25 protein-coding genes are annotated in these 25,367 nt (G+C 71.6%); 14 read left to right on the plus strand and 11 right to left on the minus strand.

Features of this window, described 5'->3' with window-relative positions; translation table 11 throughout:
* Positions 1–148: 148 nt before the first annotated feature.
* A complete protein-coding gene (locus IE185_RS18550) occupies positions 149–643 on the minus strand; it encodes an inorganic diphosphatase (protein ID WP_069930540.1) in 495 nt (164 codons plus the stop codon).
* 177 nt (positions 644–820) lie between these two features.
* Here IE185_RS18550 and dacB point away from each other — a divergent pair, with 177 nt between their 5' ends.
* From dacB to folE, 6 genes are all read left to right on the plus strand, one after another.
* Positions 821–2,245 carry a D-alanyl-D-alanine carboxypeptidase/D-alanyl-D-alanine endopeptidase gene (dacB, locus tag IE185_RS18555; protein WP_189715555.1) on the plus strand — a complete coding sequence of 475 codons (1,425 nt, stop codon included), beginning with the start codon at positions 821–823 and terminating at the stop codon, positions 2,243–2,245.
* A gap of 76 nt (positions 2,246–2,321) precedes the next feature.
* Positions 2,322–3,452, plus strand: a complete 1,131-nt coding sequence (locus IE185_RS18560) for an Rv3626c family coenzyme F420 biosynthesis-associated protein (RefSeq protein WP_138895506.1) — start codon at positions 2,322–2,324, stop codon at positions 3,450–3,452.
* 175 nt (positions 3,453–3,627) lie between these two features.
* A complete protein-coding gene (gene tilS / locus IE185_RS18565; RefSeq protein WP_138895507.1) occupies positions 3,628–4,683 on the plus strand; it encodes a tRNA lysidine(34) synthetase TilS in 1,056 nt (351 codons plus the stop codon).
* A gap of 44 nt (positions 4,684–4,727) precedes the next feature.
* On the plus strand, positions 4,728–5,267 hold the full coding sequence (gene hpt, locus IE185_RS18570; RefSeq protein WP_138895520.1) for a hypoxanthine phosphoribosyltransferase: 540 nt from the start codon (positions 4,728–4,730) through the stop codon (positions 5,265–5,267).
* A gap of 245 nt (positions 5,268–5,512) precedes the next feature.
* Positions 5,513–7,546 carry an ATP-dependent zinc metalloprotease FtsH gene (gene ftsH / locus IE185_RS18575; RefSeq protein WP_138895508.1) on the plus strand — a complete coding sequence of 678 codons (2,034 nt, stop codon included), beginning with the start codon at positions 5,513–5,515 and terminating at the stop codon, positions 7,544–7,546.
* A 122-nt stretch (positions 7,547–7,668) separates the two neighbouring features.
* The gene (gene folE, locus IE185_RS18580) at positions 7,669–8,274 is read left to right on the plus strand and encodes a GTP cyclohydrolase I FolE (RefSeq protein WP_138895509.1); all 606 of its coding nucleotides are present in this window, start codon (positions 7,669–7,671) and stop codon (positions 8,272–8,274) included.
* A 90-nt stretch (positions 8,275–8,364) separates the two neighbouring features.
* Here the strand turns inward: folE and IE185_RS18585 are convergent, their stop codons facing one another.
* The 6 genes from IE185_RS18585 to IE185_RS18610 form a co-directional block, all read right to left on the minus strand.
* Positions 8,365–8,847 carry a DUF3180 domain-containing protein gene (locus tag IE185_RS18585; RefSeq protein ID WP_138895510.1) on the minus strand — a complete coding sequence of 161 codons (483 nt, stop codon included), beginning with the start codon at positions 8,845–8,847 and terminating at the stop codon, positions 8,365–8,367.
* Between the two features lie 80 nt (positions 8,848–8,927).
* A complete protein-coding gene (gene folK / locus IE185_RS18590; RefSeq protein ID WP_138895511.1) occupies positions 8,928–9,527 on the minus strand; it encodes a 2-amino-4-hydroxy-6-hydroxymethyldihydropteridine diphosphokinase in 600 nt (199 codons plus the stop codon).
* Positions 9,524–9,883: a dihydroneopterin aldolase gene (folB, locus tag IE185_RS18595; RefSeq protein WP_138895512.1), complete on the minus strand. Its 360-nt coding sequence runs from the start codon at positions 9,881–9,883 to the stop codon at positions 9,524–9,526. The genes folK and folB overlap by 4 nt, the downstream gene beginning before the upstream one ends.
* A 188-nt stretch (positions 9,884–10,071) precedes the next feature.
* Positions 10,072–10,524, minus strand: coding sequence for a nuclear transport factor 2 family protein (locus IE185_RS18600; protein WP_138895513.1), 453 nt, complete (start codon positions 10,522–10,524; stop codon positions 10,072–10,074).
* The gene (folP, locus tag IE185_RS18605; protein ID WP_138895514.1) at positions 10,521–11,390 is read right to left on the minus strand and encodes a dihydropteroate synthase; all 870 of its coding nucleotides are present in this window, start codon (positions 11,388–11,390) and stop codon (positions 10,521–10,523) included. Before folP ends, IE185_RS18600 begins: the two co-directional genes overlap by 4 nt.
* A 16-nt stretch (positions 11,391–11,406) precedes the next feature.
* The gene (locus IE185_RS18610; RefSeq protein ID WP_229843581.1) at positions 11,407–11,859 is read right to left on the minus strand and encodes a MarR family winged helix-turn-helix transcriptional regulator; all 453 of its coding nucleotides are present in this window, start codon (positions 11,857–11,859) and stop codon (positions 11,407–11,409) included.
* Between the two features lie 129 nt (positions 11,860–11,988).
* Here IE185_RS18610 and IE185_RS18615 point away from each other — a divergent pair, with 129 nt between their 5' ends.
* Positions 11,989–12,915, plus strand: a complete 927-nt coding sequence (locus tag IE185_RS18615) for an NADP-dependent oxidoreductase (protein ID WP_138895515.1) — start codon at positions 11,989–11,991, stop codon at positions 12,913–12,915.
* A 12-nt stretch (positions 12,916–12,927) separates the two neighbouring features.
* Here the strand turns inward: IE185_RS18615 and IE185_RS18620 are convergent, their stop codons facing one another.
* The gene (locus tag IE185_RS18620; RefSeq protein ID WP_138895516.1) at positions 12,928–14,778 is read right to left on the minus strand and encodes a phosphatidylglycerol lysyltransferase domain-containing protein; all 1,851 of its coding nucleotides are present in this window, start codon (positions 14,776–14,778) and stop codon (positions 12,928–12,930) included.
* 139 nt (positions 14,779–14,917) lie between these two features.
* Between IE185_RS18620 and IE185_RS18625 the strand changes: the two genes are divergently transcribed.
* Positions 14,918–16,030: an alpha/beta hydrolase gene (locus IE185_RS18625; RefSeq protein ID WP_138895517.1), complete on the plus strand. Its 1,113-nt coding sequence runs from the start codon at positions 14,918–14,920 to the stop codon at positions 16,028–16,030.
* Here the strand turns inward: IE185_RS18625 and IE185_RS18630 are convergent.
* Positions 16,017–17,183, minus strand: a complete 1,167-nt coding sequence (locus IE185_RS18630) for an ABC transporter ATP-binding protein (RefSeq protein WP_138895518.1) — start codon at positions 17,181–17,183, stop codon at positions 16,017–16,019. The genes IE185_RS18625 and IE185_RS18630 overlap by 14 nt on opposite strands.
* 128 nt (positions 17,184–17,311) lie before the next feature.
* Here IE185_RS18630 and IE185_RS18635 point away from each other — a divergent pair, with 128 nt between their 5' ends.
* The 4 genes from IE185_RS18635 (at position 17,312) to IE185_RS18650 (ending at position 20,816) form a co-directional block, all read left to right on the plus strand.
* Entirely contained in the window at positions 17,312–18,061 is a 750-nt protein-coding gene (locus IE185_RS18635; RefSeq protein ID WP_138906557.1) for an ABC transporter permease, read from the plus strand.
* Between the two features lie 3 nt (positions 18,062–18,064).
* Positions 18,065–18,751 carry an ABC transporter permease gene (locus IE185_RS18640; protein WP_138899193.1) on the plus strand — a complete coding sequence of 229 codons (687 nt, stop codon included), beginning with the start codon at positions 18,065–18,067 and terminating at the stop codon, positions 18,749–18,751.
* 49 nt (positions 18,752–18,800) lie between these two features.
* The gene (locus IE185_RS18645) at positions 18,801–19,781 is read left to right on the plus strand and encodes an ABC transporter substrate-binding protein (protein WP_138899192.1); all 981 of its coding nucleotides are present in this window, start codon (positions 18,801–18,803) and stop codon (positions 19,779–19,781) included.
* 84 nt (positions 19,782–19,865) lie between these two features.
* Complete coding sequence (locus IE185_RS18650; protein ID WP_189715557.1) at positions 19,866–20,816, plus strand: hypothetical protein; 951 nt, start codon at positions 19,866–19,868, stop codon at positions 20,814–20,816.
* A gap of 85 nt (positions 20,817–20,901) precedes the next feature.
* Here the strand turns inward: IE185_RS18650 and IE185_RS18655 are convergent, their stop codons facing one another.
* Together IE185_RS18655 and IE185_RS18660 are read right to left on the minus strand one after the other, a co-directional pair.
* Positions 20,902–21,591 (minus strand): response regulator, encoded by a 690-nt coding sequence (locus tag IE185_RS18655; protein ID WP_138899244.1) that lies wholly within the window; start codon positions 21,589–21,591, stop codon positions 20,902–20,904.
* A gap of 55 nt (positions 21,592–21,646) precedes the next feature.
* Complete coding sequence (locus IE185_RS18660) at positions 21,647–22,852, minus strand: sensor histidine kinase (RefSeq protein ID WP_138899243.1); 1,206 nt, start codon at positions 22,850–22,852, stop codon at positions 21,647–21,649.
* 96 nt (positions 22,853–22,948) lie between these two features.
* On the opposite strand from IE185_RS18660, the gene IE185_RS18665 reads away from it, so the two are divergent.
* Together IE185_RS18665 and IE185_RS18670 are read left to right on the plus strand one after the other, a co-directional pair.
* Positions 22,949–23,926, plus strand: a complete 978-nt coding sequence (locus tag IE185_RS18665; protein ID WP_138909757.1) for an SAM-dependent methyltransferase — start codon at positions 22,949–22,951, stop codon at positions 23,924–23,926.
* Positions 23,927–24,221: 295 nt separating this feature from the next.
* Positions 24,222–25,364: an NADH-quinone oxidoreductase subunit D gene (locus IE185_RS18670; protein WP_138899137.1), complete on the plus strand. Its 1,143-nt coding sequence runs from the start codon at positions 24,222–24,224 to the stop codon at positions 25,362–25,364.
* Positions 25,365–25,367: the final 3 nt, after the last annotated feature.

The raw sequence follows: 25,367 nt of genomic DNA on the forward strand, positions 1-25,367 counted from the left end.
TACGTCCGTATGCCCAAGCCGTGGCCAGACATGCCCAGTATGCGGACGGACACCTTCCCCTTGCGCGCCGCCCAACACGCGGCGGGCGGCGCACCCCCATTGGGGTGCACCGCCCGCCGTGATGTCAGAACGGAGCCGAGGGGGCTCGTCAGTGGCTGCCGCCCTGCGCCTGGAGGCGCTTGTACGAGGCCTCGACCTCGGCCTCGGCCTCGGTGCGGCCGACCCAGTCGGCGCCCTCGACGGACTTGCCGGGCTCCAGGTCCTTGTAGACCTCGAAGAAGTGCTGGATCTCCAGGCGGTCGAACTCCGACACGTGGTGGATGTCGCGCAGGTGCTCCACGCGCGGGTCCGAAGCCGGGACGCACAGCAGCTTGTCGTCGCCGCCGGCCTCGTCGGTCATCCGGAACATGCCGATCGCGCGGCACTTGATGACACAGCCGGGGAAGGTGGGCTCGTCGAGCAGTACGAGCGCGTCCAGCGGGTCGCCGTCCTCGCCGAGGGTGTTCTCGACGAAGCCGTAGTCCGCCGGGTAGCTCGTGGAAGTGAAGAGTCGACGGTCCAGGCGGATCCGGCCGGTCTCGTGGTCCACCTCGTACTTGTTCCGCGAACCCTTCGGAATCTCGATGGTGACGTCGAACTCCACGGGTGGTTCCTCCATGATCAGCACATACTCCGGGTGGCGCTGCGTCCTTCCGGGGGCGAGCCCGGACCGTCGGCCGGTTCGGTAGGCCGGACGAGCCGGGGCGTCATGCTCCCGGCAACACGCAGTGGTTAAGTGTCCCTCACGCAGGTGTGTGATCGCGAAAGGGGCTGGTCCGAGGTGCCGGAGCGCAAAACGTGGCAGCTCGCGACGATCGCGGCTGTCGCCGGTCTCGCCCTCTCCGCCGGGGCGGTGGCCGCGGCAGGCCCCTGGGACTCCGGTCAGCGTAAGGCCGAGCGGGCCTGGGCCGCCTCCCAGGACCGTACGGGTGGCGCACATCACGAGACACCGGCGCGCGGCGTCCCCGCGCCCGCCCCCAGCGCGCCCGGCGTGCTCGCCGCGCTCGGCGTGCCCGTACCGCCGCCCGCCGGGAGCGCCCTGGCGGACGCCCTCGATCCGCTGCTGCGCGACCCCGCGCTGGGTCCGGTGCGCGCCGCGTCCGTGATCGACACCGCCACCGGCGCGCAGGTCTACGGGAAGGGGGAAACGGAAGGGATGATTCCGGCCTCCACCATCAAGATCGCGACGTCCGTCGCCGCGCTCTCGGCCCTCGGCCCCGACCACCGCATCCCCACCACCGTCACCGCGTCCCCCGACGGCGGGCAGGTCGTCCTCGTCGGCGGCGGCGACCCGACGCTGGACCGGGACGGTCTGGCCTCCCTGGCCGACGACACCGCCCGGACGCTGCGGGACCGCGGCGTGGACGAGGCGGAGCTGAGGTACGACGACACGCTGTACTCGGGACCCGAGCTCCATCCCATCAGCCCCAATGAGAACATCAGCCCCGTCACCCCGCTGATGATCGAGGAGGGCCGCCTCGACGGCTCCCGCAACGGCACCGCGCCCCGCAGCACCGACCCCGCGGGCGACGCCGCCCGCGCCTTCGCCGAGATGCTGCGCGAGCGCGGCATCAAGGGGAAGGGCGACCCCGCGCCCGGCAAGGGCCCCGGCAACGCCGAACCGGTCGCCAGAGTCCTGTCCGCGCCGCTGTCCGCCCTCGTCGAGCGCACCCTCACCCACAGCGACAACGACATCGCCGAGGCGCTCGCCCGCCAGACCGCGCTCGCCTCCGGCGAACCGGCCGGCTTCGAGGGCGCGGGCAAGGCCGTCGCGTCCCGGCTGAAGGAACTCGACCTGCCGCTGTCCGGCGCCCGCTTCGCCGACGGCAGCGGCCTCGACCGCGACGACCGCATGTCCGCCGCCCTGCTCTCCGGCCTCCTCGCCCGCGCCGCCGACCCCGCCCGCCCCGCACTGCGGCCCGTCCTGACCGGCCTGCCGGTGGCCGGATTCAGCGGCACCCTGAAGACCCGGTACGCCGAGGACTCGGCCGGCACCGGCATGGTCCGGGCCAAGACCGGCACCCTCAGGGGCGTGAACACGCTGGCCGGAACCGTCGTCGACGCCGACGGCCGGCTCCTGTCGTTCGCCTTCCTCACCTCCGGCGCCCCCGGCCCCGACGCCGCCCAGTCGGCCCTCGACCGGCTGGCCTCCACGATCGCCAACTGCGGCTGCGAACCCTCCACCGGGCGGCCCGGCCGCAGCTGAACCCCGAGGAAGTTCAGGGGTACGGGTGGCGGACAACACCTCACCGCGCGCCGCTTCGACAACGTACGGTTGACGCATGACGAGCATCGGTGGTGCGGAGATGGTCGACTGGAACCTCGCGGTGGCGACCGCGACCCGACTGGTGAGGCCGGGTCCCGACGTGAGCCGGGACGAGGCGCGCGCCGTCGTCGCCGAGCTCCGCCGCCACGCCAAGGCGTCGGAGGAGCACGTCCGCGGCTTCACCCGGATGATCCCCGAAGGACACGAGCCACAGGACACCCCGGTCCTCGTCGTCGACCGGGCCGGCTGGATCAGGGCGAACGTCGCCGGGTTCCGGGAAGTCCTGCGGCCGCTCCTCGACAAGATGCAGGAGCGCAGGGGCTCCGCCCCCGGCGGCGCCGTACTCGGCGCGGTGGGCGGCAAGGTGACCGGCGTCGAGGTGGGCATGCTGCTGTCCTTCCTCGCCTCACGCGTCCTCGGCCAGTACGAGACCTTCGCCCCGCCCTCGCGCGAACTCCCCGCCGGCACCGGCGGCGGCCGCCTCCTGCTCGTCGCCCCGAACATCGTCCACGTCGAGCGGGAGCTCGAAGTGGACCCGCACGACTTCCGGCTCTGGGTGTGCCTGCACGAGGAGACGCACCGCACGCAGTTCACGGCGGTGCCCTGGCTGCGCGACCACATGGAGGGCGAAATCCAGTCGTTCCTCAGCGAGACCGAGGTCGACCCGATGACCGTCCTGGAACGCCTGCGCGAGGCCGCCCAGTCACTGGCCGGCGGCCGCCCCGAGGGCGAGGCGGGCGAGGACGGCGGGCGCAGCCTCGTCGAGATCGTCCAGACCCCTGCCCAGCGCGAGATCCTGGGCCGGCTGACCGCCGTCATGTCGCTGCTGGAAGGCCACGCCGACTTCGTCATGGACGGCGTCGGGCCCGAGGTCGTGCCGTCCGTCGCCGAGATCCGCGAGAAGTTCCAGCAGCGCAGGGCGCGCGGCGCCGGCCGCCTGGACCTGGCCCTGCGCAAACTGCTGGGCCTGGACGCCAAGCTCCGGCAGTACCGTGACGGTGAGCGGTTCGTACGGGCCGTGGTGGAGGAGGCCGGAATGGACGGCTTCAACCGGGTCTGGACCTCCCCGAACACGCTCCCCACCAAAGCGGAGATCGCCAAACCGGCGGACTGGGTCGCACGGGTGCACCGCAGGGCCGAGTCCTAGAACGGGTGCGGCCGACGGCAGGACAACGCCCCTCCAATCACCCATCCGAGGGACCGTGAGCGCTGGGTAGGCGTGCAATGCTCGGGGAATGGCCCGTCTCTGTCACCATCGACGCACTCTGAGTGACTGGCCTTTCCTCCCGAGGCACCCCCAACTTCACCGAAGGGCACCGGACATGGGTCCCCATCCTGCGGTCGCAGCGATACGCCTGGCGGTCCGCCGCGTACTCCACGACGTACTCACCGATCTCACCGACAACGCCGGCGTCACCCCCCGCGCCACGGCGAACGCCGGGCCGGGCACGGCCCCGCCCATGCCGCCGGCGCCGCTCGTGCTGGTCGCCTGCTCCGGCGGCGCCGACTCCATGGCGCTCGCCTCCGCCCTCGCCTTCGAAGCGCCCAAGCTCGGCATCCGTGCCGGCGGCGTCACCGTCGACCACGGCCTCCAGGCCGGCTCCGATCTCCGGGCCGCCGAGGTCGTCAACCGCCTCACCGCGCTGCGGCTCGACCCCGTCGAGGCCGTCGCGGTGACCGTCGGCCGTGACGGCGGCCCCGAAGCGGCCGCCCGCGACGCCCGCTACGCCGCCCTGGACGCCGCAGCCGAGCGCCACGGCGCCGCCGCCGTCCTGCTCGGCCACACGCGCGACGACCAGGCGGAGACGGTCCTGCTCGGCCTCGCCCGCGGCTCCGGCATCCGTTCGCTGTCCGGCATGGCCGCCGTGACCGGCGCGGGCCGCTACCGCAGGCCCTTCCTCCAGATCGACCGGCAGACCGCCCGCAAAGCCTGCATGGTGCAGTCGCTGGCCGTCTGGGACGACCCGCACAACACCGACCCCGCCTACACCCGCTCACGACTGCGCCACGACGGCCTGCCGGCCCTGGAGAAGGCGCTCGGCAAAGGAGTCGTCGAGGCCCTGGCGCGGACGGCCCAGCTCTCCCGCGACGACGCCGACGCCCTGGACGACTGGGCCGCCGAGGCGGACGCGTCCGTACGCGACGCGACCGGCGAGCTGGAGTGCGCCAAGCTCTACGCCCTGCCCCCGGCGGTACGCCGCCGCGTCCTGCGCCGGGCGGCCATCTCGGCGGGCTCTCCGCCCGGGTCGCTCTTCGCGCGGCACGTCGAAGAGGTCGACCGCCTGATCACCGGGTGGCGCGGCCAGGGGGTCATCAACCTCCCCGGCCGGGTAGAGGCGCGGCGGCAGGGTGGCAGACTGGTCATCCGGCAGGGCTGATGCGCTGAAGCACTACGAAAGTGACCCCGGTGAACGAGAAGGACATGGGCACCGACCTCAAGTCGGTGCTCATCACCAAGGAAGAAATCGACGCGAAGCTGGCCGATCTGGCCGCGAAGATCGATGCGGAGTACGCGGGCAAGGACCTGCTCATCGTGGGTGTCCTCAAGGGCGCCGTCATGGTGATGGCGGACCTGGCACGCGCGCTCTCCACCCCCGTCACGATGGACTGGATGGCGGTCTCGTCGTACGGCGCGGGCACCCAGTCCTCCGGCGTGGTCCGCATCCTCAAGGACCTCGACACCGACATCAAGGGCAAGCACGTCCTGATCGTCGAGGACATCATCGACTCGGGTCTGACGCTCTCCTGGCTGCTGTCGAACCTCGGATCGCGTGAGCCGGCGTCCCTGAACGTCTGCACGCTGCTGCGCAAGCCGGAGGCGGCCAAGGTCCAGCTCGACGTGAAGTGGGTCGGCTTCGACATTCCGAACGAGTTCGTCGTGGGTTACGGCCTCGACTACGCCGAGAAGTACCGGAACCTGCCGTTCGTCGGCACGCTGGCCCCGCACGTATACGGCGGCTGAGCCCGGCACCTGCCGGGAAGCCGCCGGGAACCTGCCGGAGGCCACCGGGAACCTGCCGGAGGCCACCGGGAACCCGCCGGGAACCTCCACCCCCGCCCCGCCGTTGGAGCATGGGAAGGCAGGTTCGTCAGCCGTCCCCGGCAGTCACGGGTGACAATGCTGGGGTACCGTCCGAAGAACAGTCTTTTTAAACAGCAGCATTTACCTACGGGCAGGAGGGACGGGGCGACTACCGCCCCGTATGGATGGACGTGAAGCGATACTTCCGTGGGCCGGTCATGTGGATCGTGCTGGCCGTCCTCGCCGTGGTCGTGTTGATGCAGGTTGTCGGCTCGTCCGGCGGCTACAAGACGGTGGACACTGCCGAGGTCGTCCAGGCGATCGACAAGAACCAGGTCAAGCAGGCCAAGCTGACGACCGGTGACGAACAAGTCATCAAGGTCGAGCTGAAGGACGGCCAGAAGGTCAAGGACAGCAGCAAGATCCAGGCGAGCTACATCGGCGACCAGGGCGTCGCGCTCGCCAACAAGCTGCAGTCGAAGTTCGACAGCGGGGACATCGACAAGGGCTACACGGTCTCCCCCTCCAAGCAGAATCCGTTCGTCGGGATCCTGCTTTCCCTGCTCCCCTTCGTCCTGATCGTGGTCGTCTTCCTGTTCCTGATGAATCAGATGCAGGGCGGCGGCTCCCGGGTCATGCAGTTCGGGAAGTCCAAGGCCAAGCTCATCACCAAGGACACCCCCAAGACGACGTTCGCCGACGTGGCGGGCGCCGACGAGGCGGTCGAGGAGCTCCACGAGATCAAGGAGTTCCTCCAGGAGCCGGCGAAGTTCCAGGCCGTCGGCGCCAAGATCCCCAAGGGCGTGCTGCTGTACGGCCCGCCCGGTACGGGCAAGACGCTGCTGGCGCGCGCCGTCGCGGGTGAGGCCGGTGTCCCGTTCTACTCGATCTCCGGTTCCGACTTCGTCGAGATGTTCGTCGGTGTCGGCGCCTCCCGTGTGCGTGACCTCTTCGAGCAGGCCAAGGCGAACGCTCCGGCGATCGTCTTCGTCGACGAGATCGACGCCGTCGGCCGCCACCGCGGCGCCGGAATGGGCGGCGGTCACGACGAGCGCGAGCAGACCCTGAACCAGCTGCTCGTCGAGATGGACGGCTTCGACGTGAAGGGCGGCGTCATCCTGATCGCCGCCACCAACCGGCCGGACATCCTCGACCCGGCGCTGCTGCGCCCGGGCCGCTTCGACCGGCAGATCGCGGTCGACCGTCCGGACCTGCTGGGCCGCCTCGAGATCCTCAAGGTGCACGCCAAGGGCAAGCCGGTCACGCCGGAGGTCGACCTGCGGGCCGTCGCCCGCCGTACCCCCGGCTTCACCGGCGCCGACCTGGCGAACGTGCTGAACGAGGCCGCGCTGCTGACCGCCCGTACGGACAAGAAGCTGGTCGACAACCACTCCTTGGACGAGGCGATCGACCGCGTCGTGGCCGGACCGCAGAAGCGGACCCGGATCATGAGCGAGAAGGAAAAGAAGATCACCGCGTACCACGAGGGCGGACACGCCCTGGTCGCGGCGGCCTCCCCGAACAGCGACCCGGTGCACAAGGTCACCATCCTGTCCCGCGGGCGCGCCCTCGGTTACACGATGGTGCTCCCGGACGAGGACAAGTACTCGACCACGCGCAACGAGATGCTGGACCAGCTCGCCTACATGATGGGCGGCCGTGCGGCCGAGGAACTGGTGTTCCACGACCCGACCACGGGCGCCTCGAACGACATCGAGAAGGCCACCGCCACGGCCCGCGCGATGGTCACGCAGTACGGCATGACCGAGCGCCTCGGCGCAATCAAGTTCGGCCAGGACGGCTCCGAGCCGTTCCTCGGCCGTGACATGGGTCACCAGCGCGACTACTCGGAAGAGGTCGCCGCGCTGGTCGACGAAGAGGTCAAGAAGCTCATCGAGACCGCGCACAACGAGGCGTGGGAGATCCTCGTCGAGAACCGCGACGTCCTCGACAACCTGGTTCTGGCCCTCCTGGAGAAGGAGACGCTGAACAAGGAGGAGATCGCCGAGATCTTCAGCCCGATCGTGAAGCGTCCGGCCCGCCCCGCGTGGACCGGTTCTTCCCGCCGTATGCCGTCCACGCGGCCGCCGGTGCTCTCCCCGAAGGAGCTCTCCCTCACCAACGGCGCCACTGCCAACGGTGCGACTCCCGCGGTGACGGCCGGCCCTGTGGACACCCCGGCCACCGAGGCGGTCCCGGAGGAGCGCCCCGAGAGCTGATCGTTTCCGGCCCCCTCGGGGCCGGAATGAACGCCGTGTTCCCCAGGTTTTAGCCTGGGGGACGCGGCGTTTTCTCGATGCCGCTCTTTTGCGGCATGTGAAAGCACAGGAACGAGGCACAGATGACGGACCCGGTGACGCTGGACGGCGAAGGCTCGATCGGCGAGTTCGACGAGAAGCGAGCCGAGAACGCCGTGCGCGAGCTCCTCCTCGCCATCGGGGAAGACCCGGACCGCGAGGGGCTCCGGGCGACTCCGGGGCGTGTGGCACGGGCCTACAAGGAAATATTCGCCGGGCTGTGGCAGGACCCCGAAGACGTGCTGACGACGACGTTCGACCTGGGCCACGACGAGATGATCCTGGTCAAGGACATCGAGGTGTTCAGCACGTGTGAGCATCATCTGGTCCCGTTCCGCGGGGTGGCCCACGTGGGCTACATCCCGGCGACCACCGGCAAGATCACCGGCCTGTCCAAGCTGGCGCGGCTGGTCGACGTCTACGCCCGCCGGCCGCAGGTGCAGGAACGGCTCACCACGCAGGTCGCCGACTCCTTGATGGAGATCCTGGAGCCGCGCGGCGTGATCGTGGTCATCGAGTGCGAGCACATGTGCATGTCGATGCGCGGCATCCGCAAGCCGGGAGCGAAGACCATCACGTCGGCGGTGCGCGGCCAGCTCCGCGACTCGGCCACGCGCAACGAGGCGATGAGCCTCATCATGGCCCGCTGACCCTCGCGGGGCCGACGAGGGCCCCTGCGAGGCGGTCGGGTGGTGCGCGGCGTGCTGTTCGGACGGCTCGGAACGGGCCGCCCGGGTGGCTCAGAGGGTGGGCGTCGCGCCGTTGTCCTCGGCGTCGGGGAGTTTGCAGACGCGCTCCAGGAAGAACGCCGCCGCGACGACGCCCGCGCCCGCCAGCACCGCCAGGCCCGCGTAGATGGCCTGGTCGCGGCGGGCGGGGACGTCGAGGCTGTTCATCAGCAGGTGGACGCCCACGCCGCCGTACATGCCGCAGACCAGCGACGCGACGAGCGCGCTCGCCTGGCCGAAAACCACCGCGCGGGCCGCCATCAGGGGCTCCACGCCCTTCGCGTCCGGCCGGCGCTCGCGCTGGGCGCGCAGCCGGGAGCGGATCGAGAGCGCGGTGGCCAGGAGGACGACGGCGATCACGGCCAGGACGACGGGGGCCGCCAGCGGCACGCTGGGCAGCGTGCCGAACGTGTCCCAGAGCCGGGCGCCGCCCCAGGACAGGACGCCTGCCACGGCGAAGAGACCGGCCAGTACCCCGAGCCGAAGTTGCTTCACCGAGAGCGCCCCTCACATCGGTTCATGTCACAGCCGGTCACGATCGTTCGTCCGGTCGATGCCGTCCGCCAGCCTAACGACTACTCGGGCAGTCGGAGTTCCAAGTCGGGGCGCGCGAGTACACCGGTGGCGCCGACGCCGGTCAGCAGGTCCGCCACGGGGCCGCGCCCCGGCAGCTGCGCCTGGGGGTCCACGTCGTGCCACGGGGCGAGCACGAAGGCGCGCTCGTGGGCACGGGGGTGCGGGAGGGTGAGGAGCGGGTCCTGGGACACCACGTCGGCGTACGCCACGATGTCCACGTCGATCGTGCGCGGGCCCCAGCGCTCCTCGCGGACCCGGTCGAACGCCTCCTCGATGGCCTGGCCGCGCTCCAGGAGGGAGGCCGGCGGGAGGGTGGTCCTGATGACGACGACGGCGTTGAAGTACGACGGCTGGGAGCCGGGGTCGACCCCCCAGGGCTCCGTCTCGTACACGGGGGAGACGCCCTTGACGCGCAGGCCGGGCGTGTCCTCCAGGGCGTCGATCGCGCCCTGGAGGGTCTCCAGGCGGTTGCCCAGGTTCGAGCCGAGGGAGATCACGGCCCATTTGGGGTTGGACAGCGTGCTGTCGGCGGCGTCGACCTGTTCCACCACGGAGGCGGGCACCGGCTGCACGGTCGGGTCGCTCTGTGTGGGATTCATACTCGGCTCCGGGTGATGGTGATGGTGACGTCGTCGAAGGGGACCGTGATCGGGGCGTCCGGCTTGTGGACGCAGACCTCGACCTCCTTGACCCCCTGGTGCTTGAGGCACTGCTCGGCGATCCGCTCGGCGAGGGTCTCGATCAGGTCGACCGGCTCGCCCTGGACGACGTCCACGACCTCCTCCGCCACGACCCCGTAGTGCACGGTCTTCGCCAGGTCGTCGTCGGCGGCCGCCGGGCGGGTGTCGAGGCCGAGAACCAGGTCCACGATGAAGGTCTGGCCTTCTTCGCGCTCCCGGGGGAACACGCCGTGGTGCCCGCGGGCCTTGAGGCCGCGCAGCGCGACACGATCCACGCGAATCACTCCTGCTGTCGTAGAAAGAGGGCGCCCGCCGAGTGCGGTCGGCGCGTCACCCTCGCTCGAATCTACCTGCGAGCACGGACACCGGACGCCCACGGGGGCTATGGACAGAAGGCCTTGGGACTGGTAGCCGCCCCTACCCCATGGCCCCGGACGCCAACCTTCCACAAGCCCCTACCCACTCAGGCGGGTGTCTCGTCGTCCTCTTCTTCACCGTTTTCGGTCAGAACGGGGGACCCGTGATGAGACCACAGTCTCCAGCCGTCCTCGGTGCGGCGGAACACATTCGTGGCGACGATCAGTTGCCCCACCAGCGGGCCGAGTTCGCCCGCCTCCTCGGCCGGGCCGCCGCTGAGCGTGTTCTCGGTGCAGACCACCAGGGCGGTGTCGCCCAGGACCGTCACCTTCACGTCGGTGAGGAAAAACTGGATGTACTCCGTGTTCGCCATGATCAGGGCGTACGAGCGCAGTACCTCGCCCCGCCCCGACAGCACCGGCCAGCCCGGGTGCACGCAGGAGATCTCGTCGTCCAGCCAGATCACCGACAGCTCTTCGAAGTCGCCGCGCTCCACGGCCTCGTAGAACGCCGTGTTGGCCTGCTCGACCTGTTCGACGTCCGTCCGCGCGCGGCTCACAGGGCTCCCTCTACGGCCCTGGCGACCCGTACGGCGTCGGCGGTCGCCCGTACCTCGTGGACGCGCACCGCCCAGGCGCCCTCGTGGGCGGCTATGGCCGAGACGGCGGCCGTGGCGGCGTCGCGCTCGCGCGCGGGCGGCGGGGCGGCGTCCTCGCCGGCGTCGGCGGCGAGGACGTGGCCGAGGAACCTCTTGCGCGAGGCGGCCACCAGGAGGGGGCGGCCGAGGGCACGCAGCTCCGTGAGGTGGGCGACCAGGGTGAGGTCGTGGGCGGCCTGCTTCGCGAAGCCGAGGCCGGGGTCGATGACGATGCGCTCGGGGGCGATGCCGCCGGCGACGACGGCGTCCATGCGGGCGCGCAGTTCCGCCACTACCTCGCCGACGACGTCGGCGTACACCGCGCGGCTGTTCATCTGCTCGCTGAAGCCGCGCCAGTGCATGACCACGAAGGGTGCTCCGGCCGCCGCGACGGCCGGGATCATGGCGGGGTCGGCGAGGCCGCCGCTGACGTCGTTGACCAGGACGGCGCCGGCCGCGACCGCCTGCTCGGCGACCGCCGCTCGCATGGTGTCCACGGAGACGGTGACGCCTTCGGAGGCGAGGCCGCGCACCACGGGGATCACCCGCTTCAGCTCCTCGTCGGCGTCGACGCGGGAGGCGCCGGGGCGGGTCGACTCGCCCCCGACGTCGATGAGGTCGGCGCCCTGGGCGACGAGGTCCAGGCCGCGCTTGACCGCGGCGGTCGTGTCGAACCAGCGTCCGCCGTCGGAGAAGGAGTCGGGAGTCACGTTGACGACGCCCATCACCGCACAGCGGTCCCACTCCGGCAGACCCTCGACCCGGCCACGCTCGCGCAACGTACTCATGCGTCCAGCGTAGGCGTCAGGTGGCGCTGCGCGGACCGCGCGCACCGCAGAAGACGCGGCCGAGGAGGTCGTGGAGGACGGCGCGGTCGGCGTCGTCGAGGGCGTCGAGGGCCGCGTGGGTGGTGTGCATGCGGGCCCGGATGGCGTCCACGGTCTCCTCGCCCGCCGTGGTGAGGACCACGTTCTTGACGCGGCGGTCGGTGGGGCTGACCTCGCGGCGTACGAGCTCGCGCTTCTCCAGCCGGTCGACGATGCCGGTGATGTTCGAGGCGTCGCAGGCGAGGGTGGTCGCCAGGGCGCGCATGGAGGCGGGGGCGGTCCGCAGTACGCCGAGGGTCTTGGCCTGGCTGGCGCTGAGGCCCGCGTCGGCGGCGGCGAGGGAGAAGTCGCCGTAGTAGCCGCTGAAGGAGTCGGCGAGCCGCTCCATGAGCTGGGCCTTCGTGGGGATCGTCCTGATCGTCTCAGCCATGGGACCAGTTTACCCCGCGAAACTTGACTATCTCAAAGTTCGACGTTTACCGTACTTCTATTGCTTGAGATGCTCAAGCAACGCCGGGCGGTCCACGCCCCATTCCCGCAGGCACGAAGGAGCACTCCCATGAAGGCGATCATCTACCGCACGTACGGCGCCCCGGACGTCCTCGAGTACGCCGACGTCCCGAACCCCAAGCTCGGCCCCGACGCCGTGCTCGTCCGCGTCCGGGCCGCCGCCGTCAACCCCGTCGACTGGAAGATCCAGGCCGGGTACCTCGACTCCGCCCTCGACGCCGTCTTCCCCGTCGTGCCCGGCTGGGACGTCGCCGGCGTCGTGGAGCAGGTGGGCGTCGGTGTGACCGAGTTCGCGCCGGGCGACGAGGTGATGGGGTACGTACGCGAGGACTTCGTCTCCCGCGGCACCTTCGCCGAGTACGTCGCCGCCCCCGTCCGCACGCTGGCCCGCAAGCCCGCCGCGCTCACCTTCGAGCAGGCCGCCGGACTGCCGCTGGCCGGCCTCACCGCGTACCAGGCGCTCACCGGTCCCCTGAACGTCGGCGAGGGCGACACGCTGCTGGTGCACGCGGCGGCGGGCGGCGTCGGATCCCTCGCGGTGCAGATCGCCCGCGCCCTCGGCGTCCGGGTCATCGGTACGGCGAGCGAGCGCAACCACGACTTCCTGCGGTCCCTGGGCGCCGAACCGGTGACGTACGGCGACGGGCTGGCCGACCGCGTGCGGGCGCTCGCGCCCGGAGGCGTCGACGCCGTGCTCGACCTCGTCGGCGGCGACGCGCTCAAGATCTCGCCGGAGCTGCTCGCCCCGGGCGGCCGGCTGGCGTCCATCGCGGACGGCGCGGTCGTGGGCCTCGGCGGTACGTACGTCTTCGTACGGCCCGACGCCGCCGATCTGACGGCGCTCGCGGAGCTGGCCGAGCGCGGCGCGCTGGCCGTGGAGGTCGCCGCGGTCTTCCCGCTGGAGCAGGCCGCCGACGCCATGCGGCTGAGCATGGAGGGCCACACGCGCGGCAAGATCGCCATCAGCGTCGGCTGACGAAGCCCGTGGTCAGGCGGCCGGCTGCTCGGCCTCGCGGCGCAACCGCAGCTGTTCGAGGTGGGCGCACGGCCGCCGCCGGGCGGCCGGGGCCCGGCGGGCGAACGGGCGGGGCAGGGCCAGGGTGACGAAGCCCTCCGCCTGCATCGCGGCGAAGCCGATGCGCGGCAGGTCGCGGGTCGTGCGGAAGACCACGAAGCGCGGCTCCCACTCCGGCCGGAACTTGGCGTTGAACTTGTACAGCGACTCGATCTGGAACCAGCGGGAGAGGAAGACCAGCAGGCCGCGCCACACGCGCAGCACCGGCCCCGCGCCGATCTTCTCGCCGCGCGCGAGCGCCGAGCGGAACATCGCGAAGTTGAGCGACACGCGCTCGACGCCGAGCCGGGGAGCGGCCTGGAGCGCGGCGACGATCAGCAGTTCGTTCATGCCGGGGTCGGCGGAGCGGTCGCGGCGCATCAGGTCGAGGGACAGGCCGTCCGTACCCCACGGGACGAAGTGGAGTACGGCCTTCAGGTCGCCGTACGGCGAGTCCGCGTCGCCCGGCCCGCCCGCCTTGTGGGCGGTGGCGATCACGCAGTCCCCGTCGCCGGGCTCCCCGATGCGGCCGAGCGCCATGGAGAAGCCGCGCTCGGTGTCGGTGCCGCGCCAGTCGGCGGCCGCGCGCCGGACGCGGTCCAGTTCCGTGTCGGCGAGGTCGCGGACGCGGCGTACCCGGGTCTCGTAGCCGCCGCGCTCAATGCGCTTGACCATCTGGCGTACGTTGCGCATGGCGCGCCCGGCGAGGGAGAAATCCGGCACGCGCACCACCGCTTCGTCCCCGAGCTCCAGGGCGTCGAGACCGGTCTCCCGGGTCCAGACCTCGCCGCCCGTCTCGCTGCACCCCACGACGGCCGGGGTCCAGGAGTGGGCCTTGGCCTCGTCCATGAAGCGTTCGATGGCGCCGGGCCAGGCCTCAACGTCGCCGATCGGGTCGCCGCTGGCGAGCATGACGCCGGAGACGACGCGGTAGGTGACGGCCGCCTTGCCGCTGGGCGAGAAGACGACGGCCTTGTCGTGGCGCAGCGCGAAGTGGCCGAGCGAGTCGCGGCCGCCGTGCCGGGCCAGCAGGTCGCGCAGCCGCCGTTCGTCGTCGGGGGTGAGGCGGGCGGCCGGGTGCTCGGGCCGCAGGGCGAGGTAGACGGTGGTGACCGCGGTGAGCAGGCCGAGGGCCCCGAGCGAGTAGCCGACGGTCCAGGAGACCCGGCCCGCGTAGGCGACGGGGCCCTCGAAGCCGAAGAGCCCGTACAGGACGTGCTCCAGGCGCTCCGCGACGCTCGGGTTGCCGACGACCTTCGCCGGGTGCGAGCTGACGATGACGAGGCCGAGCCCCAGGGAGCCCGAGCCGACGAGGAAGAAGTTCGCGAGCGCCTTCCAGCGGCTGCGCGGGTCGGGCAGGGCCGCGAACTCGCCCCGGTGGCACAGCAGGAGCGCGAGCAGTGACAACGAGATCAGTACGCCGACGACCGAGGGCCGGTACGTGAACTGCGCCGCCGCCCCGGCGGGCAGCAGGACCACGGCCGCCCGCCACGCGCGGCGCTTGCGGCGCTTGAGGCCGTGCGCCAGGAGCAGCAGCAGTACGCCCGCGCTGATCGCCAGCGCGGCCGCGAACGGGCCGAGCGCGCCGGGCAGCACCTCGGCGGCGGCGTGCACGCTGCTGTGCCGGAAGCGCGGGAAGACACCGGCGGCGATGTCGAGGAGGCCCACGAGGGTGCAGGCCGTACCGACCAGGGAGGGCACGCGCTCGGGCCTCGGACCCCGGAGGATCCGCCGTACCCGGCCGGGAACCGCTCCGGTTTTATCCCCATCTAGCCTGATAGACATCGCTTCCCGTGGCTCCGCGAGAGATTTTCTGTCCTTGGGCCGAAGCATCCGGACAATTTGCGCCCTCTAGGACGGCGCATCCGGGGAGCGGGTTCACTCGCTCTCGGGAAATATTCAGGCAGAAAGCTTCCTCCTCATCATGGGCCTCACCAGCAACACAGTTCTGGCACTGGCCGCGCTCCTGGCCGCGCTGCTGTTCGTCGCCACAGTCTTGCTCTGGCCTCGCCTGGCAGGCCGCACCTGGCGCTCCGTACTGGGCCGTGTCGCTCTGCTCCTCGTGACCCAGCTGCTGCTCTTCGCCACGCTGGGGCTCGCCGCCAACAAGTCCTTCCTCTTCTACGGTTCGTGGACCGACCTGTTCGGCCAGGAGACCGAACTGGGAGTGGTGGTCGACCACTCGGCCGCCGCCAGGGACATCACGGTCGTCGGTAAGCAGGGCATGGACGTGCCGGGGGGTTCGAAGCCGAGGGTGGGCGGCCAGATACAGAAGATCGTCATAGCGGGGGAGAAGTCGAAGATCGCCGGGCAGGCGTACGTGTACCTGCCGCCCGAGTACTTCAAACCCCGGTACGCCGACCAGAACTTCCCGGCGGCGCTCGTGCTCACCGGGTACCCCGGCACGGCCGAGAACCTGCTCAAGGGGCTGCGCTACCCGCGCACCGCGCACACCCAGGCGCAGGCGGGCCGGACGCAGCCGATGATCCTGGTGATGCTGCGGCCCACGGTGGCGCCCCCGAGGGACACCGAGTGCGTGGACGTGCCGCGCGGACCGCAGACCGAGACCTTCCTCGCCCAGGACATCCCCAAGGCGGTGTCGGAGACCTACCGCGTCGGCACCAGGGCGCGGAGCTGGGGCGTCATCGGGAACTCGACCGGTGGTTACTGCGCCCTGAAGTTCGCCCTCCACCACCCGGGGACGTTCGGCGCGGGCGCCGGCCTCTCCGCGTACTACCGGGCTGCCGAGGACCCGACGACCGGCGACCTCTTCCACGGGGACGACCGCGCGCGCAAGCGGGCCGACCTGCTGTGGAGCCTGGACCACGTCAAGCCGTCGAACACCTCGTTCCTCGTGACCAGTTCCCGGCACGGCGAGGACAACCTGAAGGAGACGGAGCGGTTCGTGGCGAAGGTGCGGCCGCCCGCCCGGGTCTCCTCGATCACCCTGGACAGCGGGGGCCACAACTTCGGCACCTGGCGGCGTGAGATACCGGCCGCCATGGAGTGGCTCGGCGGCAGGCTCAGGGCGAACTGACGGACTCCACCGCGACGGCGGTACGGGGAAGTTCCTGCGCGTCGGCGTCGATGGACCGGCGCAGCGCCTCGTGGAGGCGGGCCGGTGTGAGCACGCCCAGGAAGCGGCCCGCGCTCTTCTCGTCGATGACCGCGATCCACCCGGCGTCGTGCTGGAGCATCGTGGAGAACGCCTGCTTGAGGGAGGCGCCGACGGGCAGCCACGCCTCCATCCGGCGCGCGTGCTCCCGTACGGTCCCGCCGGCCCCGCGGACCTGCTCGGCGGAGATCCAGCCGTGCAGGTCGTCGGCGCTGTCGAGCACGACGGCCCAGCGGGCTCCCTCGGCGGTCAGCGCGGCGGCGGCCCGCTCGACCGGGTCGTCGAGGTGGACGACGGGCGGCTGTTCCAGGTCGCCGGGTTCGATGGGGGTGACGGACAGCCGCTTCAGGCCCCGGTCGGCGCCGACGAAATCGGCGACGTACGGCGTGGCGGGCGCGCCGAGGACGGCGGCCGGGGCGTCGAACTGCTCGATCCTGCCCTGCCCGTAGACGGCGATGCGGTCGCCGAGGCGCACGGCCTCCTCGATGTCGTGGGTCACGAACAGCACGGTCTTGCGCACCTGGGACTGGAGCCGCAGGAACTCGTTCTGGAGGTGCTCGCGGACCACCGGATCGACCGCGCCGAAGGGCTCGTCCATGAGCAGTACGGGCGGGTCGGCGGCCAGCGCCCTGGCCACGCCGACGCGCTGGCGCTGGCCGCCGGAGAGCTGGTCGGGGTAGCGGTCGCCGTGGACGGACGGGTCGAGACCGACCAGGTCGAGGAGTTCGGCGGCGCGCTCGCGGGCCTTGGCGCGCTTGACGCCGAGGAGGTGCGGGACGGTCGCGGTGTTGTCCAGGACCGTCCTGTGGGGGAAGAGGCCGACCTGCTGGATGACATAGCCGATACGGCGGCGGAGCTGGACGGGGTCGACGGTGGATATGTCGTCCCCGTCCAGGAGAATCCGGCCGTCGCTCGGCTCGATCAGCCGGTTCACCATCTTCATGGTGGTGGTCTTGCCGCACCCGGACGGCCCGACGAGCGTGACCAGTTCGCCCTCGGCGACTTCGAAGGAGAGGTCGTCGACGGCGGTGGTGCCGTCGGCGTACCGCTTGGTGACGTGCTCGAATCGGATCATGAGTCCCCATTGTGGCCGGTCCGGTGTCACGACCATGTTGCGGGAACGTGGCGGATTCCGGTGGCTGTCAGTGGCCGGGGATAGGGTCGTCAGACATAAGTTCGGGTTCTCGGGGGAGGTGGGGCGGCATGAGCGGCCGGAGCTGCCTGACGGCGAACGACTGGATCTGCGCGGAGTACGTCCGCTCCCGGGGCCAGGAGTTGACCGACGCGACCGTCCAGCATGTGTGGATCACGGTGGTCTCGGTGGTGATCGGTCTGCTGATCGCCTTCCCGCTGGCGCTGCTCGCGCGGGGCGCGGACGGCCGCCGGTCGCGGTTCGCGGGGCCGGTCCTCGGCCTGACGACCGTGCTCTACACGGTCCCGTCGCTGGCGATGTTCTCGTTGCTGCTGCCGGTGTTCGGGCTCTCGGCGGCCGTGGTGGTCACGGGGCTCGTCCTCTATTCGCTGACCGTCCTCGTGCGCAACATCCTGGCCGGGCTCGAAGCGGTGCCGGCGGAGGCGCGGGAGGCCGCGCTCGGGATGGGGTACGGCCGGGGGCGGCTGCTCTGGGAGGTCGAACTGCCGCTCGCGCTGCCCGCGCTGCTGGCCGGGGTGCGGATAGCGACGGTGTCGACGGTGGCCCTGACGACGGTCGGCGCGATCGTGGGGTACGGCGGCCTGGGGACCCTGATCGTGGACGGCCTCGACTCCCTCTTCAAGGCACAGGTGCTGACGGCGTCCGTGATCTGCGTGCTGCTCGCGGTGGCGGCCGACCTGCTCCTGCTCGGCGTGCAGCGGGCGCTCACTCCGTGGACCAGGGCGCCGAAGCGCCGTGAACCCCGCATACGCACCGGCGGCGCCCCTGTCCGTACGACCCGTGTCGCGAAAGCCGGCTGAGCCGTGGGAGCGATCGGGGACGCCTTCACCTGGCTGGCGACGGGTGCCAACTGGCAGGGCGAGAGCGGCGTCTGGAACCGGCTGGCCGAGCACCTGTACTTCAGCGGCGTGTGCCTGCTGCTGTCCTGTCTGATCGCGCTGCCCGTGGCGCTGTGGCTCGGCCACCTGGGCCGGGGCGGCGCGCTGGCGGTCAACCTCTCCAACGTGGGGCGGGCGATCCCCACTCTCGCGGTGCTGGTCCTGCTGACGCTCACCCCCCTGGGGAGGCAGGGCGACCTGCCGACGATCATCGCGCTCGTGCTGTTCGCCGTGCCGCCGCTGCTCACCAACGCGTACATCGGCATGCGGGAGGTCGACCGGGCGGTGGTGGAGGCCGCGCGCGGGATGGGCATGTCGGGGTGGCAGGTGTTCGTACGGGTCGAACTGCCCCTCGCGTACCCGCTGGTGATGACCGGGCTCAGGTCGGCGTCCGTCCAGGTGGTCGCCACGGCCACGCTCGCCGCCATGGCGGGCGAGGGCGGGCTGGGGCGGATCATCACGGCCGGCTTCAACACGTACAACACGCCACAGGTGGTGGCGGGCGCACTGCTCGTCGCCGTCCTGGCGCTGCTGGTGGAGGGCGCGCTGGTGGCGGCGGACCGGCTGCTCGACCCGATGCGCGGGCGGGACTCCGGGCGGCGCACGGCCTGACGATGTCTGTTTCGTTCTTCTGTTTTCTTCCTCTTGGATGGTGAACCTCATGAGCAGGACCTCGCGCACAGCGGGTGCGGTAGTGGCCGTGATCGCACTGGCCGGCGGGCTGGCGGCATGCGGCGGCGACAGCCTGGAGAAGGGCAAGGACGGCGGCTCCGACCAGGCCGGCGCGGGCGGGCAGAAGACGTCGCTGGTGATCGGTTCGGCCGGATTCACCGAGTCCAAGGTGCTGGCCGAGCTGTACGCGCAGGTCCTCAGGGACGCCGGATACGCCACCACCATCAAGACGGTGGAGAACCGCGAACTGTACGAACCCGCCCTGGAGAAGGGCGAGATCGACGTCGTACCGGAATACGCCGCTACGCTTGCCGAATTCCTCAACGCGAAGGTGAACGGCCCCAAGGCTCCGGAGAAGAATCCGGTCGCGTCCAGCGATGTGGCCGCCACCTTCAAAGCACTGGAGAAGCTCGCGGAGCCGCGCGGACTGAAGGCGCTGCCGGCCGGTGAGGCGGTCGACCAGAACGCCTTCGCGGTGAGCAGGGAATACGCCGAGAAGAACGACCTGAAGACCCTTTCCGACCTGGGTGAGTCCAAGCTCAAGGTGAAGATCGCGGCGGGCGACGAGTGCGAGATCCGGCCCTTCTGCGCACCCGGCCTGAAGAAGGAGTACGGGATCGACGTCACCGGCGTCGACCCCAAGGGCGTGGGCACCCCGCAGGCCAAGCAGGCGGTGAAGGACGGCGCGGACCAGCTCGTGCTGACCACGACGACCGACGCGACGCTGGAGGGCTTCGGACTCGTACTCCTGGAGGACGACAAGAAGCTGCAGAACGCCGACAACATCCTGCCGGTGGTCAATGCGAAGGACGCCGGAACGCCGGAGATAGCCGACGCGCTCGGCAAGCTCACCAAGGCGCTGACGACCGAGGATCTGGTGGAGCTGAACCGCAGGATCGACGCGGAACGGGTGAAGCCCGTGGACGCGGCGAAGGAGTATCTGGAGTCGAAGGGGCTGATCAAGAAGTAGCCCGCGCGGGAATTGGGTAACCGCCCGGGAACACTTTGCCGGGCGGGTCCCCATCCGCCGTCTACGCACGGTAAATTTCAGGCCATGCCACGTGGACGTCACCGCCATTCGCCACCCCTGCACAGGCTGCTTCCGCCTTCCGCGGTCGCCGGCGCTTCAATACTCTGCGCCGCCGGTGCCTGGTTGTTCACGGAACCGGTGGTGTTGCGCGGTCTGGTCGCGGCGGCCGCGGCCGCGGCGGTCACCGGCGCGGTCCTCATGCGCGGCTGGGACCGTGCGGCGGGCCGTCGGGTCGCGGAGCTGACGAGGGCGCGCGCGAACGACGAGTGGAAGACCGAGGAGCGCATCGCGGATCTCGAGTCGGACATCGAGGAGTCGCGCGAACTGCGCGCCAAGCTCGACGCGAAGCTGCGCGCCAAGCGGGTCGAGCTGGCCGCGCTGCGCGGCGAACACGCCGCGCTGCTGCGGCGGTACGCGACGGCGGAGACCGAGCGTGCCAGCGCGCTGGAAGGCCGGCGCCTGCTGGCGATCGAGGCCGCGGCCCCCGCGAAGGCGCTGCCCGCCGCGGGCAGTTCGCTGACGCCGTCCGCCTACCTGCGCGCGAACATGGCGCTGGACAAGCTGTCGCGCAACGCGGCGGAGCAGGCGTCCCGCGCGTCGCGCGAGGCGCGGGACCACGGGGTGGCCGAGCCGGAGGGGAAGCACGAGGCGGCCGCCGGTAGCGACGTCGCGTCCACCCCGGAACGCGCTCGCCCGTCGTCCGCCGTCGTCCCGTACGCCGCCGGGCGTCGCCGCGCCTCGCGCATCCAGGGTGGCTTCGACTTCTTCGGCAACCAGAAGTCCGCCGCCGCGGCGATCGAGGCGGTGCAGAACGAGGACCTCGCGGACGTGGTGGGCGAGGAGGCACTGGCCGACGCGCGCCGTGGAGCGGACGGGCCGGCGGAGAGCCGGCCGGTGGGCCAGGTCATCGATCTGACGGCCCATGACGAAACGGAACAGCTCGACGTGGCGGTCCTGCGCAGCGCGATCTCGTAACCGGCCGCCGGGCGGGGGCGGGAGGGGGCGCTTCCCCGGGGCGGGTTTCGTCCGCACCCCTTCCGCCCGCACGCGGGGACGTGCCCTAGGACAGGGCCGAGCCGCCGCCGCCCGCGCGCACCAGTCCCGACTCGTACGCCAGCACGACCACCTGGACCCGGTCGCGCAGGCCGAGCTTGGTCAGGATGCGGCCCACGTGCGTCTTGACCGTGGCCTCCGACAGCACGAGCCGCGCCGCGATCTCGCCGTTCGACAGCCCCTGCGCCACCAGCAGCATCACCTCGCGCTCCCGCTCGGTGAGCCGGGCCAGCGCGGAGTCGACGGCCTTGGTCTCCTTGCCCGTGCTCGGCAGCATCGGCGAGAAGCGGTCCAGCAGACGCCGCGTCGTGGACGGCGCGACGACCGCGTCACCGCTGTGCACCGACCGGATGGCGGCCAGCAGTTCACCCGGCGGCACGTCCTTCAGCATGAAGCCGCTGGCCCCCGCCTTCAGCCCGGAGAAGGCGTACTCGTCCAGGTCGAACGTGGTCAGGATGAGCACCTTCGGGGCGTCGGGATCCGCGCAGATGCGCCGCGTGGCCTCCACCCCGTCCAGCCTGGGCATCCGTACGTCCATCAGCACCACGTCCACCGCCGTGGAGCGCAGGACCTCGATCGCCTCCGCCCCGTCACCGGCCTCCGCCACGACCTCCATGTCCGGCTGCGCCGCCAGCACCATCCGGAAGCCGGTGCGCAGCAGCACCTGGTCGTCTACGAGCATCACGCGGATGGACATGGGGTGGGGTGCCTTTCGTCGGCGTAACCAGGGATGGGGGTGGCCGGGGTGGCGTTCAGTGAGCCGGTTTGAGCGGCAGCAGCGCGCTGATCCGGAAGCCGCCGCCCGGTCGCGGCCCCGCGTCGAGCGTGCCGCCGACCATACCGACGCGCTCGCGCATGCCGATCAGGCCGTGCCCCCGTCCGTCCGCGCCGCCGTCCTCGTACAGCTCGTGCGCCGCGCCCCGCCCGTCGTCCTCGACGAGCAGACCGAGCCCGTCGTCGAAGTACACGAGCCGCACGCTCGCGCCCGCTTCGGGCCCGCCGTGCTTGCGCGTGTTGGTGAGGGCCTCCTGCACGATGCGGTACGCCGTCAGCTCCACCCCGCTGGGCAGCGGGCGCGGGGTGCCCTCGACCTTGAAGTCGACGGTCAGGCCGGCGGTGCGGACCTGCTCGACGAGGTCCTCGATCTGCTCCACGTCGGGCTGGGGCACGTACTCGCCGCTCTCCTGGTGCTCGCCGGTCCGCAGTACGCCCAGCAGCCGCCGCATCTCGGCGAGCGCCTGGCGGCCGGTCGTGGAGATCGTCTCCAGTGCCTGCCTGGCCTGTGCGGGCGAGGCGTCCATGACGTACGCCGCGCCGTCGGCCTGCACCACCATCACGGAGACGTTGTGCGCGACGACGTCGTGCAGCTCACGGGCGATACGGGCCCGCTCGGCGGCGACGGCGACCTTCGACTGCGCCTCGCGCTCCTTCTCCAGGCGGGCGGCGCGCTCCTCCAGCTCGGCGAAGTACGCCCGCCGGGTGTGCATCGAGTCGCCGAGGACCCACGCCAGCGCGAAGGGCAGGGCCATGACGATCACGAAGAAGACCGACGCGAGGACCGAGCTGCCGCCGGTCTCGGCGGGCCAGCGCAGTGCCGCCAGCGGGGCGGCCGTCAGCCCGCCGAAGAGGGCCACGCGCGATATCCAGCGTGGTCCGTCGCTCGCGGCGACGGTGTAGATGACGACGAGCATGGCCCAGTCGGCCGGATTGACCTCCACGTCGAACACCAGCTGCGCCACGCCCATCAGGACGGCCAGCAGCAGCATCTTCTCCGGAGCGCGGCGGCGCAGGGCCACCACGAGGCAGAGCAGCGCGATGACAGGGACGGCCGCGATCCGCGACTGGGTGCCCATCGGCGCCTGGACGGCCCACAGCAGGGAGAACCCGAGGAGCGTCACAGCCCAGAAGCTGTCGACCGTCGTCGGGTGCCTGCGGAGGAAATCGTAGAGGCGTTGCACGTAACCCAGCGTAGGGAAATCGAATAGGTGCAGGGGTCAACCGGAGGAGCGATCCGGTGGGCCGGAGCCTACTCCCCAAGGTGGAGACTTGGTGCCGTGACGGATGACTGGCAGCGGTGGCGGGAGGCCGCGGAGCAGGCGCTCTACGGCCCCGACGGTTTCTACGTACGGCCCGGCGGCCCCGGCCCGTCCGGCCACTTCCGCACGTCGGTGCACGCGTCGGCGCTGTACGCGGGGGCGGTCGCGCGGCTGCTCGCGGACGTGGACGAGTCGCTGGGGCGGCCGGCGGAGCTGGCGCTGGTCGACGTGGGGGCCGGGCGGGGCGAGCTGCTGTCGGCGGTGCTGGCGGCGCTGCCGGTGGAAGCGGCGGCGCGAGTGAGGGCGTACGGCGTGGAGCGCGCGCCCCGGCCGCCGGGTCTCGATCACCGCGTCGAGTGGGCGGCCGAGCCGCCGTCGGGGGTCACCGGACTGCTGTTCGCGAACGAGTGGCTGGACAACGTCCCGGTGGACGTGGCCGAGACCGACGCGGCGGGTGTCGCGCGGTACGTCCTCGTCCGCCGGGACGGCGAGGAGCGCCTGGGCGACCCGGTGACCGGCCTCGACGCGGACTGGCTCGCGCGCTGGTGGCCGTTGCCGCCGGACGCCGGGCCCGGGCTGCGGGCCGAGATCGGCCGCCCCCGCGACGCGGCGTGGGCGGCGGCGGTGGCGACGCTGGACGCGGGTCTGGCGGTCGCGGTGGACTACGCCCACGAGCGGGCGGCGCGACCCCCCTTCGGCACGCTGACGGGCTTCCGGGCGGGCCGGGAGGTACGCCCGGTCCCCGACGGCAGCTGCGACATCACCTCCCACGTCGCGCTGGACGCGTGCGCCCTGCCCGGCGCGGAACTCCGCTCGCAGCGGGAGGCACTGCACCGCCTGGGCGTGACGGCCGCCCGCCCGCCGCTGGCCCTGGCGAGCACGGACCCGGCGGCGTACGTACGGGCGCTGTCGGGGGCGGGCGAGGCGGCGGAGCTGACGGCCCGCGGCGGCCTGGGCGACTTCACCTGGCTGAGTCAACCCGTCCCGCTCGCCTGACCCCCTTCCGCAGCCCCCGGGAGTGGCGGGAGGGGACGTGCCGGGGCGCTCCCCGCAGGGTGTCGAACGCGACGGGCCCGTACTGACCGCAGCGGTGCCCGAGGGCTCGGCACCCGAGGAGACGCCCGGGCCCAGCCCCGACCCCGCAGTCCCCGTGGCCCCCACCCCCGCGCCCGACCCCGCAGCCCCCGCGCACAGCGCCCCCGCCCCCGCGCCCCCGCGCCCCCCGCTCCCGCGCGAACCGCGCTCCGCACCCGCTCACCGGCGGCGACCCCGGCGGGGGGATACTGGCCGCATGACGGAGACCACGGTCGGCATCGGCGGCGCGGCGGAGAGCACCGACATGGTGCTCAACATCGGCCCCCAGCATCCCTCCACGCACGGCGTCCTCCGCCTCAGGCTGGTGCTCGACGGCGAACGGATCCAGCACGCGGAGCCGGTCATCGGCTACATGCACCGCGGCGCGGAGAAGCTGTTCGAGGCCCGTGACTACCGCCAGATCGTCATGCTCGCGAACCGCCACGACTGGCTGTCCGCGTTCTCCAACGAACTCGGCGTCGTCATGGCCGTCGAGCGCATGCTCGGCATGGAGGTCCCGGAGCGCGCCGTCTGGACCCGTACGCTCCTCGCCGAGCTGAACCGGGTCCTGAACCACCTGATGTTCCTCGGTTCGTACCCCCTCGAACTGGGCGGAATCACCCCGGTCTTCTACGCGTTCCGTGAGCGCGAGGAGCTCCAGGCCGTCATGGAGGAGGTTTCCGGCGGCCGCATGCACTACATGTTCAACCGGGTCGGCGGCCTCAAGGAGGACCTCCCCGCAGGCTGGCTCGGCCGGGCCCGCGCGGCCGTCGCGGACGTCCGGTCCCGGATGGACGTGTACGACGACCTGGTCACCGGCAACGAGATCTTCCGCGGCCGCACGCGCGGCGTCGGCGTACTGTCGCGCGAGGCCGTGCACGCGTACGGCGTGAGCGGCCCCATCGCCCGCGCCTCCGGCGTCGACTTCGACCTCCGCCGCGACGAGCCGTACCTCGCGTACGGCGAACTCCAGGACACCCTGAAGGTCGCCACCAGGGCCGAGGGCGACTGCCTCGCCCGCTTCGAGGTCCTCCTGGAGCAGACCCACAACGCGCTGGACCTGGCGGACGCCTGCCTGGACCGGATGGCCGGCCTCGCGCCCGGCCCGATCAACCAGCGGCTGCCGAAGGTGCTGAAGGCCCCGGAGGGCCACACGTACGCCTGGACCGAGAACCCGCTCGGGATCAACGGCTACTACCTGGTCTCGAAGGGCGAGAAGACGCCGTACCGCCTGAAGCTGCGCTCGGCCTCGTTCAACAACATCCAGGCGCTGGTGGAACTGCTCCCCGGAACGCTCGTCGCCGACATGGTGGCGATCCTCGGGTCGCTCTTCTTCGTCGTCGGCGACATCGACAAGTGACCG

The organism is Streptomyces chryseus (assembly GCF_014650755.1).
GTDB lineage: Bacteria > Actinomycetota > Actinomycetes > Streptomycetales > Streptomycetaceae > Streptomyces > Streptomyces chryseus.